Genomic DNA, 17,748 nt, shown 5'->3' with positions numbered 1-17,748 from the left:
GAGATTTTGAATAGGAAATCTGAATAGAAGATCTGATTAGAAAATCAGAGCAGGAGACCAAAGTAGGATATTAGAATAGCTGTACAGTAAAAAGGAGCGCCCCCTAAAGGGGTGTTTCTTTCCATTTTATAAATAATTTATTTTGCAGGAGGAAAACAGCATGGGAGTGGGGAGTACGTTGTATAGAACTTGGCTTCAGTATAACGAAGCCGGGGAGAATGGATTTCGCGGCATGTACAGAGAATTGCTTGGCCGGATCGTCGTTGCGGGGGAATCCTCGGGAGCTTTTGCCGCGGCGTTGCGCGAACTCGAACTAGGCACCAAGTCCATGCTGGGAATAAATCCTGAATTTATGAACGCGGCTCCCTCCAGCGGTTCTTATTTACGGATCGGAATCAAGGCGGGAGGAGCCTCGAGCGAGGATCGGGCGGTCTCTGCCTGGGGGAAGGAAGAAGAGGCTTTTTCGTTGAAAGGGCTCTCGGCAGACGATAGTCTTCGGCTTGAGCTGACAGGGGGCTCCTCTTCAGGCGTGTTGTACGGTGTATTCTATTTGCTCCGGGCCATTGCTCTCGGGCTGAATCCGAAAGAGCTTGCGGCGGAGGAAGCGCCGGTCAACCGGCTGCGGATGATCAACCAATGGGATAATGCCGATGGATCGATTGAGCGCGGCTATGCGGGCAACTCGATCTTCTATGAAGGCGGGGAAATCGTCCAAGATACGTCGCGCATCCGCGATTATGCCCGGATGCTCGCTTCGGTAGGAATCAACGCGATTTCGATTAATAACGTGAATGTGCATGAAATAGAAACCCGGTTCATAACGGAAGAGGGGTTGCCTGAAGTAGCCCGCGTAGCGGACGTGTTCCGGGAATACGGCATTGCGCTGTTCCTCAGCATTAACTTTGCGGCACCGCTTGCAATTGGAGGTGTCGGCACCGCTGATCCGCTGGATGACGAAGTCCGGCAATGGTGGGTAGAGACGGCAAATCGGATCTACCGACATATTCCCGATTTCGGCGGATTTGTGGTCAAGGCCGATTCCGAGCACCGGCCGGGACCGTTTGCTTACGGCCGCGATCATGCCGATGGAGCGAATATGCTGGCTGAAGCGTTGGAGCCGCACGGCGGGCTCGTCATCTGGCGTTGTTTCGTCTATAACTGCATGCAGGACTGGCGGGACCGGTCCACGGACCGAGCGCGTGCTGCCTATGACCACTTTAAGCCGCTTGACGGAAAGTTCCGCGACAATGTGCTGCTCCAGATCAAGAACGGCCCGATGGATTTTCAGGTGCGGGAGCCGGTATCTCCGCTGTTTGGGGCTTTGACCCGAACCAATCAAGTGCTTGAATTTCAGGTTACTCAGGAGTACACCGGGCAGCAGCGGCATTTGTGTTACCTGGTTCCGCAGTGGAAGCAGGTGTTGGATTTTGACACGCATGCGGTAACTAGCGGCGGAGAAGTCAAGAATATCGTGGAAGGCTCGCTGTTCGGCATGAAGATCAGCGGGGTGGCGGCGGTGTCCAACATCGGGAACGATGAGTGCTGGACCGGGCATCCGCTTGCCCAAGCTAATCTGTACGGATATGGACGCTTAATCTGGAATCCCGACCTCTCCGCCGAGGAGATTGCGGAGGAGTGGGCGAGGCTGACCTTTGGCAATCACCAGGTTGTCATCGATAAAGTGTTACATATGCTGATGGCCTCCTGGTCAATTTATGAAAGCTATACGTCCCCTCTGGGCGTCGGTTGGATGGTCGTTCCTCATTACCATTACGGTCCGGATGTAGACGGCTACGAGTACTCGCGGTGGGGGACCTACCATTTCGCTGACCGCGATGGTATCGGCGTCGACCGCACCGTAGCTTCGGGTACGGGCTATACCGCTCAATACTTTAGCCCGAATCGGGAGATGTACGATTCGCTGGAGAATTGTCCGGATGAACTGCTGTTATTTTTCCACCACGTGCCCTACAGCCATCGCTTACACTCCGGCAGCACGGTTATTCAGCATATTTATGATACGCATTTTGCCGGAGCTGAAGCGGCGGAAGGATTGGGAATGGTCTGGTCTGTCTTGAAAGACCGGGTCGATGCCGAGCGTTTTGAAGCAGTCGAGGCAAGACTGGCGGAGCAGGCTGAACACGCCAAGCATTGGCGGGACGTGATTAATACGTACTTCTACCGCAAGTCCGGGGTACCGGATGAGCAGGGGAGACAAATTTATTAATTTTGTCTTTCCTAGGCGCACAAAAACGAAAAATGTCCACCTAAAAGGAGGACAAAGGGATATCTAAATCAAAGTCCCTCCTGAGGAGGACGATGCAAAAGGCAGCACCCGGAGATGCATTTCCGGGTGCTGCTTTTTTATTTTACTATTGCAATAGTTATACGCCGGAGTATGCCATGAAGCCGCCGTCCACCGGGATGACGGTGCCGGTAACGAAGCCGGAAGTGTCGGCGTCGACCAGCCAGAGCAGCGTACCGAGCAGATCTTCGGGAACCCCGAAACGGCGCATCGGTGTGTGGCTGATGATTTTGCGGGAGCGCTCGGTGAGCGACCCGTCTTCATTCGTCAACAGGCTGCGGTTCTGTTCCGTCAGGAAAAAGCCGGGGGCCATGGCGTTGATGCGAATGCCGGACTCGGCCAGATGTACGGCCAGCCATTGGGTAAAGTTATTGATCGCCGCTTTGGCCGCGCTATAGGCGGGTACCTTGGTCATGGGGGACGGTGCGCTCATCGAAGAAATGTTAAGCACGGTCGCTCCGGGCCGCCCGATCATTTCTTTGGTGAACACCTGCGTCGGAATCAGGGTTCCGACGAAATTAAGGTCCATGACGTTACGTACTCCCGTCAGGCTGAGATCAAAGAAGGTCGTCACACCCGGGTCAACCAGGTCGCTGCTCTTGAACGTTTCGTTGGTCGTGTTGGCGCTGGGTTGATTGCCCCCCGCGCCATTGATCAAAATATCGCATGGCCCGAGCTGCCCGCGCACCCGGCGCTCCGCTTCCTGGACGCTAGCGGCATCCGTTACATCGCAGGCAATCGCAATCGCCAAGCCGCCGTTCATGCGGATTTCTTCCGCAACCTGTTCGCCCCGCTCCAGCGTGCGGTTCAGGATCGCCACCTTCATTCCTTGGCGGGCCAGCTCCAGCGCCATCGCCCGGCACAGCACGCCTGCGCCTCCGGTGATGACCGCCGTTTTTCCATCCAATGAACTGTGTTTAGGCAGTGGGCACATGATCATGCTCCTCCTTTAACGAAGACCCCGTGCTTTGTGAGGAAAAGGCGTCCCACAGACCCCATAAGTACATGATGCCAAGCGCGCGGTCATACAGGCCGTAGCCGGGACGGCAAACCTCTCCCCATAGGTGGCGGCCATGATCGGGACGGCAATAGCCTTTGAAATCGCTATCATAATAAGCTTTGACGATGCTGCTAATATCGACCGTGCCGTCCGATGTCCGGTGGGAGGTTTCGATGAAATCTCCGTTCTCATAAACGCGGACGTTCCGGATATGCGTGAAAGGAATCCGTCCTTGGAATTCGCGGATCATAGATACGATGTCATTGTCCGGATTGGAGCCGAGAGATCCGGTGCACAGCGTGATGCCGTTGGAAGGACTGTCATGCAGGGACAGAAATCTTCGGAAATTGGCCTGATTCGTCATAATCCGAGGCAGCCCGAAAATCGGCCACGGCGGATCATCCGGATGGATGGCCATTAAAATTCCGTTTTGTTCGGCTACAGGGATGACGGCATCCAAGAAGTACTTCAGGTTCTCCCAGAGATCTTCTTCCGATACCTGGCGATAAGCTTCAAACAGCGAGGTCAAATGCTCCAGCCGTTCCGGTTCCCAACCCGGCATCGTCAGGGCGCTGTTCTGATTGATCAGACGTACGAGTTCCAAGGGATCGACGCCACGAATTTTAGCCTGCTCGAAAAAGAGGGCGGTTGAGCCATCCTCCATCTCTTTGTGCAGATCCGTACGAACCCAGTCAAACACGGGCATAAAGTTGTAGCAAATGACTTTTACGCCGGCCTTGGCCAGCTTTTCAATCGTCCGGATGTAGTTGCCAATATAGAGGTCGCGGGAAGGCAGACCCAACTTAATGTCCTCATGTACATTTACGCTCTCCACTACTTCAGTATGTAGACCGTATTGATCTCCCAGCCGCCGGATCTCCATAATGCGCTCCATCGGCCACTCTTCTCCCGCCGGAATATCATGAAGCGCCCAAACGATACCTTCCACGCCGGGAATTTGTTTGATCTGATCCAGCGAAACCGTATCATTGCCCTCGCCGAACCAGCGAAATACCATACGCATGATTCCACCGCCTTATGAATGTATGAATGAATATGTGAATGACAATATGTGTCGGGAAAATTGGAGTTACTGCACGGTAACGAAAAAGTCCGGGAATTTCTCTTTGAGCACGCTCAGATTCGCGATGCTTAAAGTCAGATGCTCGCGCATCACGCTGTCGGCCCGGCTTTCATCCCGCAGATGCACCGCTTCGAACATTTGCCGATGCTGATCATATAAATGCTCCCAATGCGGGTCAGTCTTCAGCCAGAGGATCCGGCTGCGGTTTAAATGAGCGTTCATTTGCTGAATCACCGACCAAGTGCCGAGCTTGCGGCAGCCCTCGAACAGAATGCGGTGAAACTCCTCGTCCAGCTCAAACATGGACCGGCCATCATGTAAGCGAAGAGATTCCTGCTGCAATTCCAGATTGCGTTCCAAAGCGGTCAATTGTTCCTCCGGAAAGCTCTGGCAGGCAAGCTTGATCACGGCGCGCTCCAACTGCTCCCGCATAAATCGCGCCTCCTCGACCAGGTCGGGGTCGATTAACGAAACCTTTGTACCCCGCTGAGGCAGGACCAGAAGTAGTCCTTCCTGGGCCAGGCGCACGAAGCTTTCGCGAACCGGGGTCCGGCTGACTTGGAAGGCTATCGACATTTCCTTTTCCGATAAGGTCGTTCCCGGTGGCAATTCAAGGCTGACGATCTGCTGTTTTAATTGCGCGTAAACATTGTTTCCCGCAGAGCCTGCCGGGGCATGCAACAATTCCTTCAAACGATCACCTCCTATTTTGTTCCATACTACCATACTTGTATGGTAGTATGGAACTGAAAAGTTGAATATATTTTTACTGTACCAGGGAGGGTGTTGGGGAATGCAGCCGTGGGATTTGGAAAATTTACTGTTGAACGGAGTAAGCGCCAAACGCTTATACCATGACTTTGCAGCGGGGATGCCGATTTACGATTATCACAATCATTTAAATGCGGATGATATTGCCGCCAACCGGCGCTTTCGCAATCTGACCGAGCTTTGGCTGGAAGGCGATCATTACAAATGGCGCGCCATGCGCTGGCTGGGTATAGAGGAGTCCTTGATTACCGGGGAGAGCGACGATCTGGCCAAATTCAAAGCCTGGGCCGGCGCTGTGCCGAAGTTGGCGGGCAATCCGCTCTATCACTGGAGTCATTTGGAGCTGCAGCGCCATTTTGGAATCAAGGAGCGGCTCAGCGGAGACAATGCGGAAGAAGTGTGGCACCGTTGCAATGAACAGCTTGCCGATACTTCCCTTCATGCCGCCGGCATTTTGCGGCGGTTCGATGTTCGCGTAGCCTGTACGACCGATGATCCGGCGGATGGGCTGGAGGCGCATCAGAAGCTACGCCGAACAGGCGATAGCTTTACTACCGTAGCGCCTACATTCCGGCCGGATCGGGCGCTGGACATTCAGGCTATGGATTTCGTGCAATACATAAAGGAACTGGAGCGGCGGGCGGGGCTCCGGATCGAAGATTATGACGACCTAATTCAAGTGCTAGGTCTTCGGATGGATGAGTTCCACCATAACGGATGCCGGTTAGCGGATCACGGCTTCGGAGATTTTCCGTATGAAGCCGCCACGGAGCGGGAAGTCCGGACGATTTTTGCTAAAGTCCTTCAAGGAGAGGCCATAACAGCTCTGGAAGAACGGAAGTACCGCACCTTAACTTTGCTGCGTCTGGGTGAAATGTATAATGCGCGCGGGTGGGCCATGCAGCTGCATATCGGTGCCATACGCAATAACAACGACCGGATGACCGGGCGTCTTGGCAAGAACAGCGGCTTCGACTCGATTCTCGACTATCATCTGGGCGCGGCCTTAAATGCCTTTTTGAATGAATTGGACAAAATGAATCGTCTTCCTAAAACGATCGTCTACAGTTTGTATCCTTACCATTACGAGCTTATCGCCACAACGATCGGAAATTTTCAAACCGGGGAAATCGCCGGGAAGCTCCAGTTGGGCGCGGCATGGTGGTTTCACGATCAGAAAGAGGGCATGCTTCAGCAGCTCAAGGCGCTATCCTCGACCGGGGTGCTCAGTACCTTTGTCGGCATGCTGACCGATTCGCGCAGCTTCATGTCGTTTCCACGTCATGAGTATTTCCGCCGGGTCCTTTGCCGGCTGCTGGGTGAATGGATCGACGAGGGGGAGCTGCCCGCCGATTACGATTACATCGGGGAGATGGTTCAAGACATCTGCTTCCACAATGCACAGCGCTATTTCGGCATTCCGGTGAACGAAGCTTGATTTGGGTAAAATTCGGCGCGATCTGCACATGGAATGCAGCGGCATCGTTTGGTACTTTGATGATAGCGTTATCATCAGGACAGGGAGAGGGTGCACAATTATGATCACTAAGGAACAATCGGGGGCTTTTTATACAGGGCAATACCGGAATCTGCTGGCGGAGTACGGCTATGGCGAGCAGGAGATCACCGAACGGTTGGAACAAACCTGGCAGGAGATGTTCGAGGGAGACGAAGATACGCGAATCTATCATGAATCCGGTGAGGATATGGGTTACATGATGGATACGGGTAACCTGGATGCGCGTACCGAAGGAATGTCTTACGGCATGATGATGGCCGTCCAAATGGATCGCCAGGATGTGTTCGACCGGCTCTGGAAATGGACGATGACTTATATGTATATGACGACCGGTGAAAATGCAGGCTATTTTGCCTGGTCCTGCGCTACCGATGGCTCGCGGTTGTCGGACGGGCCGGCGCCGGACGGGGAGGAGTATTTCGCGATGGCGTTATTTTTCGCGTCCCACCGCTGGGGAGATCGGGAAGCGCCGTTCGATTACGGTACTCAAGCCCGGGATTTGCTTCGGACATGTATTCACCGGGGTGAAGACGGCGTAGGTTACCCGATGTGGAACCCGGATAATAAGCTGATCAAGTTCATTCCGAACTGCGAATTTTCCGACCCGTCATATCACTTGCCGCATTTTTACGAATTGTTCGCATTGTGGGCCTATCCGGAAGATCGTTCGTTCTGGAAAGAGGCAGCCGAAGCCAGCCGCGATTATTTGAAAAAGGCTTGCCATCCCGTTACCGGTCTAGCTCCGGAATATGCCCACTATGACGGGACACCGAACCATGTGCGGGGCTTCGGACACTTCTTCAGCGATTCTTACAGAGTGGCCGCCAATTTGGGGCTGGACTGGGAATGGTTTGGGGCGGATGGTTGGGAACGGGAAGCGGCGGACCGGATTCAGGCGTTTTTCGCGGATAAACAGCCGGACGATTACCGCAGATACACAATTGAAGGAGAACCCTTCGAGGAAAAAGCGCTGCATCCCGTCGGACTTCTTGCCACGAATGCAATGGCTTCGCTTGCGGCAGAAGGGCCAAACGCTCGGGCGAGTGTGGAACTGTTCTGGAACACGCCGCTACGGACAGGGGTGCGCAGATATTACGATAACTGTTTATATTTGTTTGCCTTGCTTGCCCTAAGCGGAAATTTCCGTATCTGGATGCCGTGATAGTCTATAGAAAACGGAGAGCGGGAGCCTATGGCTCCCGTTTTTTTCTGTTTAGTTAGGAATCCAGTCTGATAGTGGCGGCTAGATACTCCCAGGTTGCAGGCTAAGTTTTTAATTGTTGATGCGCTTTAACGATTAGGGCCGAGATGTCGACGATTCGCTTACGCTCATTCATCGCCCGTTTACGCAGCACCTCGTAAGCCTCCGCCTCGGAGATCCGGTTTATTTCACACAAAATCCCTTTAGCGTGATCGATCCACTTCCTTTCCTCCAGTCGGGATACGAGTTGTGTTCGCTCCTCCATCCATTGCCGGCGTTCCAAGAAATGCTTGGCACCGAGATGAAGCGCCCAATGAAGCTCATTGGCGGACATGGAAGGAGTCAGGATGCCGTCAACCGGAATGTCGTCCTCGCCCTCACCCTCATTCTTACTCGATGCTAAGGACGAAACAGCTGTCATTTCACTGCACCACCACATTAAGGGGACAGCCTTCAACTTTGCCGTTAGATTGGCCCAGACACGGATGCCAGGAATAGGCATTTGAAGGACGACTGCGTCCGCCTCCCTGATCTTCCGGCGAATATCCCTCTCCACACTGGAGGCCAATACATCGTATCCGTAAGCTTTCAGTATGCGTTCAGGCTCGCAAAAGGGAGCGGAAGCACTCGGAGGAGACGCTTTTTCTCCTATCGGGGAGGTCTGATCGCGGATAATCAGCAGGAAATTCATCGGAAGGATGCCTCCTCTTTATTTCATTGGCCGATTTTCATTTCGAGATCATTTGAAAGGCAACAAACCTAACATGGAATCAACCTGTAGGAAACTTTCTTTATATTTTCTCGCTATTTTTCTGAGTTGGGAATGAATCATCAAGCCAATAATTTGTACTTTATGTTATAAAATGTGACATGATTTCCAGTGAATTATTAATTTGTGTTATATATATTGACATGGATTAAATTGTTGGTTATATTAACCTCAATAAATTAAATTTAATATTCTTTACGGACACAATGACGTGTCGGTATGAAGCGGCAACGGAGCCTGTCTTCGCAATTTAGGGATCAGCATGAAGGATATATTTTCATGTCTGTTCCCAGGCGGAGCGGGCTTTTTCTGTTTCTTATTAGTTCGCGGGAAGAGGAAAGATCGGGAGGAGAGAACCGGATATGGGTGAGAAAAAGAGATTGGTACTGGTAGGAAACGGGATGGCGGGTGTACGTACGATTGAGCATGTGTTGAAATTGGCGCCGGATACTTATGATGTTACTGTCTTCGGAGCGGAGCCTTATCCGAACTATAACCGGATTATGCTGTCATCGGTACTCGCGGGCGGGTCCAATATGAAGGACATCGTGATCAACGACTGGGATTGGTACAAAGAGAATGGGATCCGACTCTACACTGGGGACGCTGTTACCCGAATTGATACCGGGAATAAGAAGGTCATTTCCAAAGCGGGCGTGGAAGCGGGATACGATGAACTGATTCTGGCGACAGGCTCCAATCCGTTTATTCTCCCGATCCCCGGTGCGGATAAGGAGGGAGTGATCGGATTCCGGGACATTCAGGACTGTAACCGGATGATGGAAGCCTCTAAGAAATATAAAAAAGCGGCCGTTATCGGAGGCGGGTTGCTCGGATTGGAAGCGGCCAGAGGACTGCTTCATCTCGGGATGGATGTAACGGTGATCCACATTCACTCTTATTTAATGGAACGTCAGCTGGATGAGCCTGCGGCCAAAATGCTGCAACTGGAGCTGGAAGCCCAAGGCATGAAATTTATAATGCAAAAACAAACTGCCGGTGTACGGGGAGATCGTCGGGCCGAGGGACTTGATTTTGCGGACGGCAGCTCCCTGTTGGCCGATTTGGTCGTGATGGCCGTAGGTATTAAGCCGAATGTAGCATTGGCGAAAGCGTCGGGCCTGAAAGTGGAGCGCGGAATTGTGGTCGATGATTATCTGGAAACGAGCATGCCGGGCATATACGCTGTCGGCGAATGCGCGGAGCACCGGGGGATCGCTTACGGACTAGTGGCTCCATTGTATGAACAGGGCCAGGTCCTTGCCAAACGGCTGGCCGGGGTGGAGACACGCGGGTATGAGGGTTCTGTCACCTCTACGAAATTGAAGGTATCCGGGGTGGATGTGTTTTCGGCAGGGTTCTTCCAAGATGTGCCCGGAACGCGGTCGCTGCGGATTCAAGATGATCTGGACGGAACTTATAAGAAGATCGTATTGCAGGACGATAGGCTGGTCGGGGCCGTCCTGTTCGGAGATACCACAGACGGAGCTTCCCTGTTCTCGAAAATTAAGAATGGGGAGTCGATTGCCGGAAAGGAAAAGGAGCTTCTGCTCGGATTTCCTGCGGGAGGTGCCGGTGCTGGAGGAGAATCCCAAGCGGCAAGATTATCGGCTATGGCCGACGATGAAATCATCTGCGGCTGTAACGGTGTCAGCAAGGGCACGATTGTCGAAGCGGTGAAAGGCGGTTGCAGTACGGTCGGTGAAATTAAGACCTGCACGAAGGCCTCCGGCTCCTGCGGCGGCTGCAAGCCGCTGGTGGAGGGGCTGCTCCAGTTGTACGGAGATGGAATATCCGGTGAACCGGTCAAAGAAGGAATCTGTGGGTGTACCTCTTTGGGCCGCGAAGAAATCGTGGAGAGCATCAGAACGATGGGCTTGAAAAGTGTCAAAGAGGTCATGAACGTACTGGAATGGCACCAGCCGGAAGGCTGCTCCAAATGCCGGCCTGCCTTGAATTACTACTTGGGGATGCTGTGGCCGACGGAATACGTGGATGAGAAGGAGTCCCGATTCGTAAATGAACGCTACCATGCCAATATCCAAAAAGACGGCACCTTCTCAGTTGTGCCCCGCATCTATGGCGGCGTGACTTCACCGGCCGACCTTAAAAAAATCGCGGAGGTTGCAGAAAAATATGATGTTCCCATGGTGAAGTTTACCGGAGGACAGCGGATTGACCTGCTTGGGGTGAAGAAAGAAGATTTGCCTAAAGTATGGGCGGAGCTGGATATGCCTTCCGGCCACGCCTACGGCAAAGCATTGCGTACGGTGAAGACCTGCGTAGGTTCGACCTTCTGCAGGTTCGGCACCCAGGATTCGATCGGCATGGGAATTCGGTTGGAGAAAGCTTTTGAACGGCTTAACACGCCGGGGAAGGTGAAGCTTGCCGTTTCCGGTTGTCCGCGTAATTGCGCAGAGGCAACGATCAAGGACTTGGGCGTCGTGGCCATCGATGGAGGTTGGGAGATCTATGTCGGCGGAAACGGCGGCGTGAAAGTAAGGGCGTCGGATTTGCTCTGCACGGTGAAGACGGAGGATGAAGTCATGGAATGGACGGCCGCCTACTTGCAGTATTACCGGGAGCAGGCCAGCTGGAACGAACGTACGGCACAGTGGGTGGAGCGTGTCGGGCTCGGTACGATCAAGGCGGTGCTGGAGAACCGCGAGGAACGGGAGAAGCTTGCTGGTCGGATCGAAGAGACGCTAAGCCGCACGACAGACCCTTGGAAGGAGATTATCGAAACTGAGTCGCTGCGCAAAAACTTTGAGCCGTTGGCCAGTGTTCAGCCGGTAATCGGATAACCGATTGGCGGCTCGAGGAACGAACGGGCTTGTTACGGAAAGTGTTATCCATATTGTATAGGAGGGGAACGGCGATGATAACGAAAATTAAGGTGGCCCAATTGCAGGAGATTGATGGGCAAGGAGCGCGTACGCTTGCGGTCGGGGATAAGGAAATCGCCGTATTCCGGCTTAGCGACGGGAGCGTTCGGGCAATCGAGAACCGTTGTCCTCATAAAGGGGGGCGGCTTTCGGAGGGGATGGTGTGCGGTTCTTCGGTTCACTGCCCTCTTCACGATTGGAAAATCAATCTGCACACGGGCCGAGTTCAAGAGCCGGATCATGGAATGGTAACCGTTTATGAGACCGAAGTGGACGCCGAGACCGGCTCCGTATATATCACCGTGGATTAAAGAAGGAGGATGAGACCGATGGATTATGTAAAGCCTGCCGAAGTGCTGGAATCGATGGTTGAGACAGGGGCGAACAAAGCTTCGTTGACTGTTTCTCAGATGCTTGTCAAAGGGTTTCTGGCCGGAGCGATTTTGGCCTTTGCCACGACGCTTGCTTTTACCGCTACGGCACAGACTTCGCTGGGGATGGTGGGAGCGCTGATTTTTCCCGTCGGTTTCGTGATTATCATTCTGCTCGGGCTTGAGTTGGTGACCGGCAGCTTTGCGCTCATCCCGCTCGCGGTTCTGGAACGAAAGACAACATTCTCAAGGATGCTGGCGAATTTCGGCTGGGTCATTCTCGGTCATCTGCTGGGTTGTGCTGTATATGCGGTTCTGTATGGCCTGACCATTACGAAAATGGGTACCGATATGAGTCACCCCATGGTGCAGACTCTGATCCAGGCCAGCGAGACCAAAACGATCGGTTATGCATCCATGGGTTTGTCGGGCATGGGGCTGGTAGTTATCAAGGCGGTGCTGTGTAACTGGATGGTCACGCTGGGAGCGGTGATGGCGTTGACCTCACGTTCTACGACAGGAAAAATTGTGGCGATGTGGCTGCCGATTCTAATCTTTTTTGGCCAAGGCTTCGAGCACGCGGTCGTCAATATGTTCGTCATCCCAGCGGGAATGATGTTGGGGGCGGATGTCAGTTTGTCCGATTGGTGGCTGTGGAACCAGCTTCCCGTTTTGGTCGGTAACCTTGTAGGCGGCGTGTTGTTTACGGGACTGGGATTGTATGTCTCTTATAAAAAGAAAGCTGCTTCTGGCTCCAAGCTTGCGGTTGTCCGCAGTACCCCGGAAGTGCCGGATCATCGGTTGACTCCGGCGGCGGCGCCCGGAACGGGGGATGGGGTATGATCCGGCCGGGGTTGGTAAGTATCGTAGGCGCGGGTCCTGGCGACCCTGAATTAATCACGGTCAAGGCGCTCAAAGCTCTTCGCGGGGCGGAAGTGATCCTGTACGACCGCCTCGTGAACGAGGAATTGCTCTCGTACGCCGATGCCCGGGCGTTGCGGATTTATTGCGGCAAGTCGCCGGGACAACACGCGATGACGCAGGAGATGATTCAGCGGCGCCTGATCGATTACGCCCTGGAAGGAAAACGGGTGGTTCGCCTGAAGGGCGGCGATCCGTTCGTCTTCGGGCGCGGCGGGGAAGAGGCGCTGGCACTGGCCGCCCGCGGAATTCCGTACGAGGTGATCCCGGGTATCACCTCGGCGATCGGCGCGGCGGCGGCCAGCGGCATACCGCTGACACATCGCGGCGTAGCGGCGTCGTTCGCCTGCGTTACGGGCAGCCGCTGCCCGGGGGGAACGGATGGGCCGGGCGGAGGCGGACCGCCCATCCGCTGGGATTTGCTGGCCCATGCCGTCGATACGCTGGTGATCTACATGGGAGTGGGCCAGCTGCGGGAGATCCGCGCCGAGCTGCTGAAGCACGGCAAGGCCGGCACCACGCCGACGGCGCTGATCGAGAGCGGCACGACCGGCCGCCAGCGTACGTTCGTTAGCACGCTGGCGGAAGTGCATAAGCTGGCCGCCGCCGTCCAGTTGAGCAACCCGGCGCTGATCGTGGTTGGCGAAGCAGCTGCGATCCGGGAGCAGCTTCGCCAGCTTCAGCATCAAGCGGCGGTTAGGATCGGTTAGTGAAAAAATAGACTCAAAATGCATCTGTGTACAAGACGCATTTTGAGTCTATTTGTGTTTGCTGCGAAAGCTTATCCGTTTTTGATTTCGGCCAGCAGTTCGTACGAACGGAGGCGGGCCTTGTGGTCGTATACCTGGGCGGCGACGATCAATTCATCGGCCTGGGTCTCCTGTATAATCTCCTCCAGCCGGGCGCGTACCGTTTTGGGCGAGCCAATGGCGGCGAAGCCTAGCTGCCGTTGAACGAGCGCTTTTTCCTGCGGTGTCCAGATCGACTCCATGCTGTCGACCGGGGCGCTGAGCTGCCCGGTCCGGCGGCGGATCAGGTTCAGGAACTGCTGCTCCTGAGATGTCGCCAGCCTGCGTGCTTCAGCATCGGTATCGGCTACGATAACGTTGACGCCGGCCATCGCATACGGCTTCTCCAAAAATTCCGACGGCCGGAAATGGCCGCGGTACAGATCGAACGCCGGTAGCAAGTAATCCGGCGCAAAATGGCTGGCGAAGGCGAACGGCAGGCCTAGCGCGGCGGACAGCTGGGCGCTGAAGCCGCTGGAGCCGAGCAGCCAGATCGGGACGTTCAAGCCTTCGCCGGGAATGGCCCGGACCCGCATCGACGAGCCGGATACGGGCTGGAAATAATCGCGGAGCTCGCGCAGCCGCTCCGGGAAATCCTGGCCGTCGCTGCCGGGCCCGCGACGCAGCGCTTGCGAGGTCAGCTGGTCGGAGCCCGGCGCCCGGCCGAGGCCGAGGTCGATCCGGCCCGGGTACAGCGACTCGAGCGTGCCGAACTGCTCGGCGATCACGAGCGGTGAATGGTTCGGCAGCATGATGCCGCCGGAACCGACCCGAATCGTGCTCGTTCCGCCGGCGACATGGCCGATCACCACGGACGTAGCCGAGCTTGCGATGCCGGGCATGCTGTGGTGCTCGGCAAGCCAGAAGCGGAGATAGCCCCATTTTTCGGCATGCTGAGCGAGGTCGAGCGTATTTTGCAGAGATTGAGTCGCCGTGCTTCCGGCGGTAATCGGTGCAAGATCCAATATGGACAGGGGAATCGTGGACAGCCGTCTGTTATTGGAATCGGTAGCGGAATGGAGACCATAATTAAGATCAGACATGAATTCGATACCTCCTGATAAGTTAGTTTTGCTAGTGAACAGCGGGATCATACTTTAGGTTCCGGTTTAAGGAAAGGTATGCACTCTTCACGAACTTTAGATCACTATCATACCAAAAGTAACTGGGGAATTGAAAGTTATGGGCTGGAACCAAAGGCAAATGCCTTGTTTTTAGTGTTGTGTTGGTGATGTTTGGCGCAGTTGCACAAAGTTTGAGTGCTTGCATCCCGCGCGTACGTGTCTATATGGGGCAAAACTCCCCTTATGAACAAATTTAACTGTAAAACCTGCAGCTATTTTTTGGATTAGGGAATGATTGAGAAAAATAACTGTAAAACCTACAGCTAATTTAGCATGTTTTACAGTTTAGCAGGCTAATTGCGGGAATTAACTGCAGGTTTTACAGCTAATTAGTTATATTGGCCTGAATCAGTGAAATTAACTGTAGAATATCCAGTTAATTTCTCCTGAGGCAGGGATAATCATCCCTGAGTTCCAACTTTGCACCAAGCTAGTTAGGCATTGGCTTTGCGCCAGTTCCAAAGTAATCTAATTACTCGATGTAACTATCCCCCTCCCAAGCAACCTCACCGTATCAAGTAACTATCCTCCTCCCGAGCAACCTTGCCGCACCAAGCAACTATCCTCCTCCAATTCAACCTTGCCGCACCAAGCAACTATCCTCCTCCAATTCAACCTCGCCGACCAAGCAACTATCCCCCTCCCAAGCAACCTCACCGTATCAAGTAACTATCCTGCCCCCGAGCACCTCACCGCCGCCAAACAACTATCCGCTCCCAAGCAACCTCACCGTATCAAGCAACTGTCCAACTCGCGATCAACCTCACCGCATCAAGTAACTATCCCACTCCCGAACAACCTCACCGCATCAAGTAACTATCCCACTCCCGAACAACCTCACCGCCACCAAGCAACTATCCCCTCACCCGAAGGACTTGTCCCAAGTGTGTCCGGGGATTTCCGCCTTTATCTTAAGTCGGCTAACGGATTGTTAAGCAAGCTCCCAAATGTCCTATATACCGAGCGACCCTACGCAACAAAAAAAACGGCCCGCCAAGCACCAAGTGCTTTTGAGCCGTTTTTAGCCAATCCTTTTTCTTTTACTTATTCTCTCAATCCATTCGGTTCGATCCACCAACCCATTCTCTCCAATCCGCGAGAGCGGATCGGGAGGGATCAGCCTTTCACCGCGCCGGCGACAACGCCTTTGACGATGTATTTTTGCAGGAAGATAAATACGACGATGGAAGGCAGGACGGCCATCACCATGGCGGTCATTGCATACTGCCAGTCCGAGGTGTACTGCCCGACGAAGGTGTAGGCAGCCAGGGTCAGCGTTTTGGTGTCCGGCGAGCCGTTGACCATCAGGAGTGGAAGCAGGAAGTCGTTCCAGATCCACATGACGTCGATGATGATGATCGTGGTCGTTACGGACTTGAGCAGCGGGAAGATTACGCTGAAGAACAGCCGGAATCCGGATGCGCCGTCGATAGTGGCACTTTCGTCGATTTCTTTAGGGATGCCTTTTACGAAACCATGATAGATGAACAGAGCCAGCGGTGCGCCGAAGCCCCAATACATGATACCCAGTCCCCAGGTACTTTCAGAAAGATGCAGGTTTTTCGCCATTTGGAGGACGGTCAGCATGATGGACTGGAACGGAATAAGCATCGGCATAATGCACAGGAAATAGATGATCGAGCTTGTTCTGGATTTCGTCCGTGCCAGTTTATAAGCGGCGATGGAGGAGACCAGAATGATCCCTGCCAGGCCCAGGATCGTAATCACGGCGTTGTTCAGGAACAGCCGCGGGTAGTTGATGAAATTCCAAACGTATGAGTAATTCTCGAACACCAGGGATTTCGGAAGCGCGATAACGTCGGTCATGACCTCGGAGAAGCTTTTTAAGGAATTGATTATGGTCAGGAACAACGGATACAGGAATATCAAGGACAAAATGACCATCACGACTTCAAGGACGATGCGTCCGGCTCTGTTGGTTTTCATTAGGCCTCAACCTCCCTGCGTTTGAAGATCGTCAATTGAATGACGGTGATGACGAGAACGGCCACGAACAGAATAAGCGCTTTGGCTGTGCCGTATCCGTACAGATTGTTCTGGAAAGTGTCGCGGTAGATATCGTAAGCCACGGAATAAGTAGTTCCGCCGGGTCCGCCTCCGGTCAACGACAGGATGACGTCGAATACTTTGATCGAGTTGGTCAGCGCCATAAATACGGAAATCGTAATGGATGGTGCCAGCAGCGGCAGCGTAATATTGAAGAACCGGCGAACCGGGCCGGCCCCGTCCACGGTGGCCGCTTCTTTCAAGTCATCCGGCACCGATTGCAGACCGGCAATATAAATGACCAGGTAAAAACCGATCGATTGCCATAAGGAGACGAACAGTACAGAGATAAATGCGAGCCCCGGTTCACCGAGCCAACTGAGCTGGAAAATGCCCCAGCCGGTGCTTGCCCCCAACGATTCGAAGCCTTGCATAAAAATAAATTTCCAGATAAAGCCGACAATGACCAAGCTGAGAATGTACGGAATAAAGAAAGCGGCTCTCAGCCAGTTCGTCGATTTCAGCTTCATGTCCAGCACCAAAGCCAGCAGAATGGCCAGTACATTAACCAGAATGATATAGAGAACGGCATATTTCACGGTGAACCAGGCGGCGTGCGTGAAGTTCGCGTCTCCCATAAAAATTTGCTTAAAGTTGTCAAGTCCGACGAATTTCGGATGCTTGGAGATCCCGTTCCATTTGGTCAGGGAGTAGCGAATCGTCATAATGAACGGATAATAAAATACAGCGATTACACAAATCAGGATCGGTAGCGTAAATGCTCCGAATTCAAGTCTTTCGGCCCGTCTTCTCCCTTGTTTAAACATAAATGCACCTCTTTTTTCCCGGCGACACGTAGCGTCGCCTATGGATTTCTTTATGTCGGGTTCAAAGTTGACTTTTTGAACATCGTCTATAATGTATTATAGAGCAGGGAATAATCCGCCCTAAATGGATTTAAGAAAACAGTTAAGGGTAAAAAGGTGAACTGTAAAAGAGTGAA

At 53.5% G+C, this 17,748-nt stretch carries 14 protein-coding genes; 7 read left to right on the top strand and 7 right to left on the bottom strand.

The window, feature by feature from the left end; genetic code table 11:
- Positions 1–160 precede the first annotated feature (160 nt).
- Positions 161–2,227 (top strand): alpha-glucuronidase family glycosyl hydrolase, encoded by a 2,067-nt coding sequence (locus tag KB559_RS16670; RefSeq protein WP_211023075.1) that lies wholly within the window; start codon positions 161–163, stop codon positions 2,225–2,227.
- Positions 2,228–2,384: 157 nt separating this feature from the next.
- Here the strand turns inward: KB559_RS16670 and KB559_RS16665 are convergent, their stop codons facing one another.
- From KB559_RS16665 to KB559_RS16655, 3 genes are all read right to left on the bottom strand, one after another.
- Positions 2,385–3,239 (bottom strand): SDR family oxidoreductase, encoded by an 855-nt coding sequence (locus KB559_RS16665; protein ID WP_211023074.1) that lies wholly within the window; start codon positions 3,237–3,239, stop codon positions 2,385–2,387.
- Positions 3,223–4,329 carry a mannonate dehydratase gene (gene uxuA / locus KB559_RS16660; RefSeq protein ID WP_211023073.1) on the bottom strand — a complete coding sequence of 369 codons (1,107 nt, stop codon included), beginning with the start codon at positions 4,327–4,329 and terminating at the stop codon, positions 3,223–3,225. The genes KB559_RS16665 and uxuA overlap by 17 nt, the downstream gene beginning before the upstream one ends.
- Before the next feature lie 66 nt (positions 4,330–4,395).
- Positions 4,396–5,082 carry a GntR family transcriptional regulator gene (locus tag KB559_RS16655; RefSeq protein WP_247681896.1) on the bottom strand — a complete coding sequence of 229 codons (687 nt, stop codon included), beginning with the start codon at positions 5,080–5,082 and terminating at the stop codon, positions 4,396–4,398.
- Between the two features lie 100 nt (positions 5,083–5,182).
- Between KB559_RS16655 and uxaC the strand changes: the two genes are divergently transcribed.
- Positions 5,183–6,598, top strand: coding sequence for a glucuronate isomerase (uxaC, locus tag KB559_RS16650; RefSeq protein WP_211023071.1), 1,416 nt, complete (start codon positions 5,183–5,185; stop codon positions 6,596–6,598).
- Positions 6,599–6,698: 100 nt separating this feature from the next.
- Complete coding sequence (locus KB559_RS16645; protein ID WP_211023070.1) at positions 6,699–7,841, top strand: family 8 glycosyl hydrolase; 1,143 nt, start codon at positions 6,699–6,701, stop codon at positions 7,839–7,841.
- Between the two features lie 103 nt (positions 7,842–7,944).
- On the opposite strand, the gene KB559_RS16640 is transcribed toward KB559_RS16645, so the two are convergent.
- Positions 7,945–8,571 carry an ANTAR domain-containing response regulator gene (locus KB559_RS16640; RefSeq protein WP_211023069.1) on the bottom strand — a complete coding sequence of 209 codons (627 nt, stop codon included), beginning with the start codon at positions 8,569–8,571 and terminating at the stop codon, positions 7,945–7,947.
- 440 nt (positions 8,572–9,011) lie between these two features.
- On the opposite strand from KB559_RS16640, the gene nirB reads away from it, so the two are divergent.
- From nirB to cobA, 4 genes are all read left to right on the top strand, one after another.
- Positions 9,012–11,453, top strand: a complete 2,442-nt coding sequence (nirB, locus tag KB559_RS16635) for a nitrite reductase large subunit NirB (protein ID WP_211023068.1) — start codon at positions 9,012–9,014, stop codon at positions 11,451–11,453.
- A gap of 74 nt (positions 11,454–11,527) precedes the next feature.
- On the top strand, positions 11,528–11,845 hold the full coding sequence (gene nirD / locus KB559_RS16630) for a nitrite reductase small subunit NirD (RefSeq protein ID WP_211023067.1): 318 nt from the start codon (positions 11,528–11,530) through the stop codon (positions 11,843–11,845).
- An 18-nt stretch (positions 11,846–11,863) separates the two neighbouring features.
- The gene (locus tag KB559_RS16625; RefSeq protein ID WP_211023066.1) at positions 11,864–12,748 is read left to right on the top strand and encodes a formate/nitrite transporter family protein; all 885 of its coding nucleotides are present in this window, start codon (positions 11,864–11,866) and stop codon (positions 12,746–12,748) included.
- Positions 12,745–13,536, top strand: coding sequence for a uroporphyrinogen-III C-methyltransferase (gene cobA / locus KB559_RS16620; RefSeq protein ID WP_211023065.1), 792 nt, complete (start codon positions 12,745–12,747; stop codon positions 13,534–13,536). Before KB559_RS16625 ends, cobA begins: the two co-directional genes overlap by 4 nt.
- 71 nt (positions 13,537–13,607) lie before the next feature.
- On the opposite strand, the gene KB559_RS16615 is transcribed toward cobA, so the two are convergent.
- From KB559_RS16615 to KB559_RS16605, 3 genes are all read right to left on the bottom strand, one after another.
- Positions 13,608–14,657 carry an LLM class flavin-dependent oxidoreductase gene (locus tag KB559_RS16615; protein ID WP_211023064.1) on the bottom strand — a complete coding sequence of 350 codons (1,050 nt, stop codon included), beginning with the start codon at positions 14,655–14,657 and terminating at the stop codon, positions 13,608–13,610.
- A 1,197-nt stretch (positions 14,658–15,854) separates the two neighbouring features.
- Positions 15,855–16,685 (bottom strand): carbohydrate ABC transporter permease, encoded by an 831-nt coding sequence (locus KB559_RS16610; protein ID WP_211023063.1) that lies wholly within the window; start codon positions 16,683–16,685, stop codon positions 15,855–15,857.
- Positions 16,685–17,572 (bottom strand): carbohydrate ABC transporter permease, encoded by an 888-nt coding sequence (locus tag KB559_RS16605; protein ID WP_211023062.1) that lies wholly within the window; start codon positions 17,570–17,572, stop codon positions 16,685–16,687. The genes KB559_RS16610 and KB559_RS16605 overlap by 1 nt, the downstream gene beginning before the upstream one ends.
- Between the last annotated feature and the right edge of the window lie 176 nt (positions 17,573–17,748).

Origin of the sequence: Paenibacillus sp. Marseille-P2973, from assembly GCF_018101095.1 — a bacterium.
Classification (GTDB): domain Bacteria; phylum Bacillota; class Bacilli; order Paenibacillales; family Paenibacillaceae; genus Fontibacillus; species Fontibacillus vini.
Note: the sequence above shows the minus strand (reverse complement) of the source record. Positions and strands in the feature narration are given on the sequence as shown.

Bases quoted from the DNA above. Each gene is read 5' to 3' on its own strand.
- KB559_RS16670 (WP_211023075.1), top strand. From the start codon at position 161: ATGGGAGTGGGGAGTACGTTGTATAGAACTTGGCTTCAGTATAACGAA.
- KB559_RS16665 (WP_211023074.1), bottom strand. From the start codon at position 3,239: ATGTGCCCACTGCCTAAACACAGTTCATTGGATGGAAAAACGGCGGTC.
- uxuA (WP_211023073.1), bottom strand. From the start codon at position 4,329: ATGCGTATGGTATTTCGCTGGTTCGGCGAGGGCAATGATACGGTTTCG.
- uxaC (WP_211023071.1), top strand. From the start codon at position 5,183: ATGCAGCCGTGGGATTTGGAAAATTTACTGTTGAACGGAGTAAGCGCC.
- KB559_RS16645 (WP_211023070.1), top strand. From the start codon at position 6,699: ATGATCACTAAGGAACAATCGGGGGCTTTTTATACAGGGCAATACCGG.
- KB559_RS16640 (WP_211023069.1), bottom strand. From the start codon at position 8,571: ATGAATTTCCTGCTGATTATCCGCGATCAGACCTCCCCGATAGGAGAA.
- nirB (WP_211023068.1), top strand. From the start codon at position 9,012: ATGGGTGAGAAAAAGAGATTGGTACTGGTAGGAAACGGGATGGCGGGT.
- nirD (WP_211023067.1), top strand. From the start codon at position 11,528: ATGATAACGAAAATTAAGGTGGCCCAATTGCAGGAGATTGATGGGCAA.
- KB559_RS16625 (WP_211023066.1), top strand. From the start codon at position 11,864: ATGGATTATGTAAAGCCTGCCGAAGTGCTGGAATCGATGGTTGAGACA.
- cobA (WP_211023065.1), top strand. From the start codon at position 12,745: ATGATCCGGCCGGGGTTGGTAAGTATCGTAGGCGCGGGTCCTGGCGAC.
- KB559_RS16615 (WP_211023064.1), bottom strand. From the start codon at position 14,657: ATGTCTGATCTTAATTATGGTCTCCATTCCGCTACCGATTCCAATAAC.
- KB559_RS16610 (WP_211023063.1), bottom strand. From the start codon at position 16,685: ATGAAAACCAACAGAGCCGGACGCATCGTCCTTGAAGTCGTGATGGTC.
- KB559_RS16605 (WP_211023062.1), bottom strand. From the start codon at position 17,572: ATGTTTAAACAAGGGAGAAGACGGGCCGAAAGACTTGAATTCGGAGCA.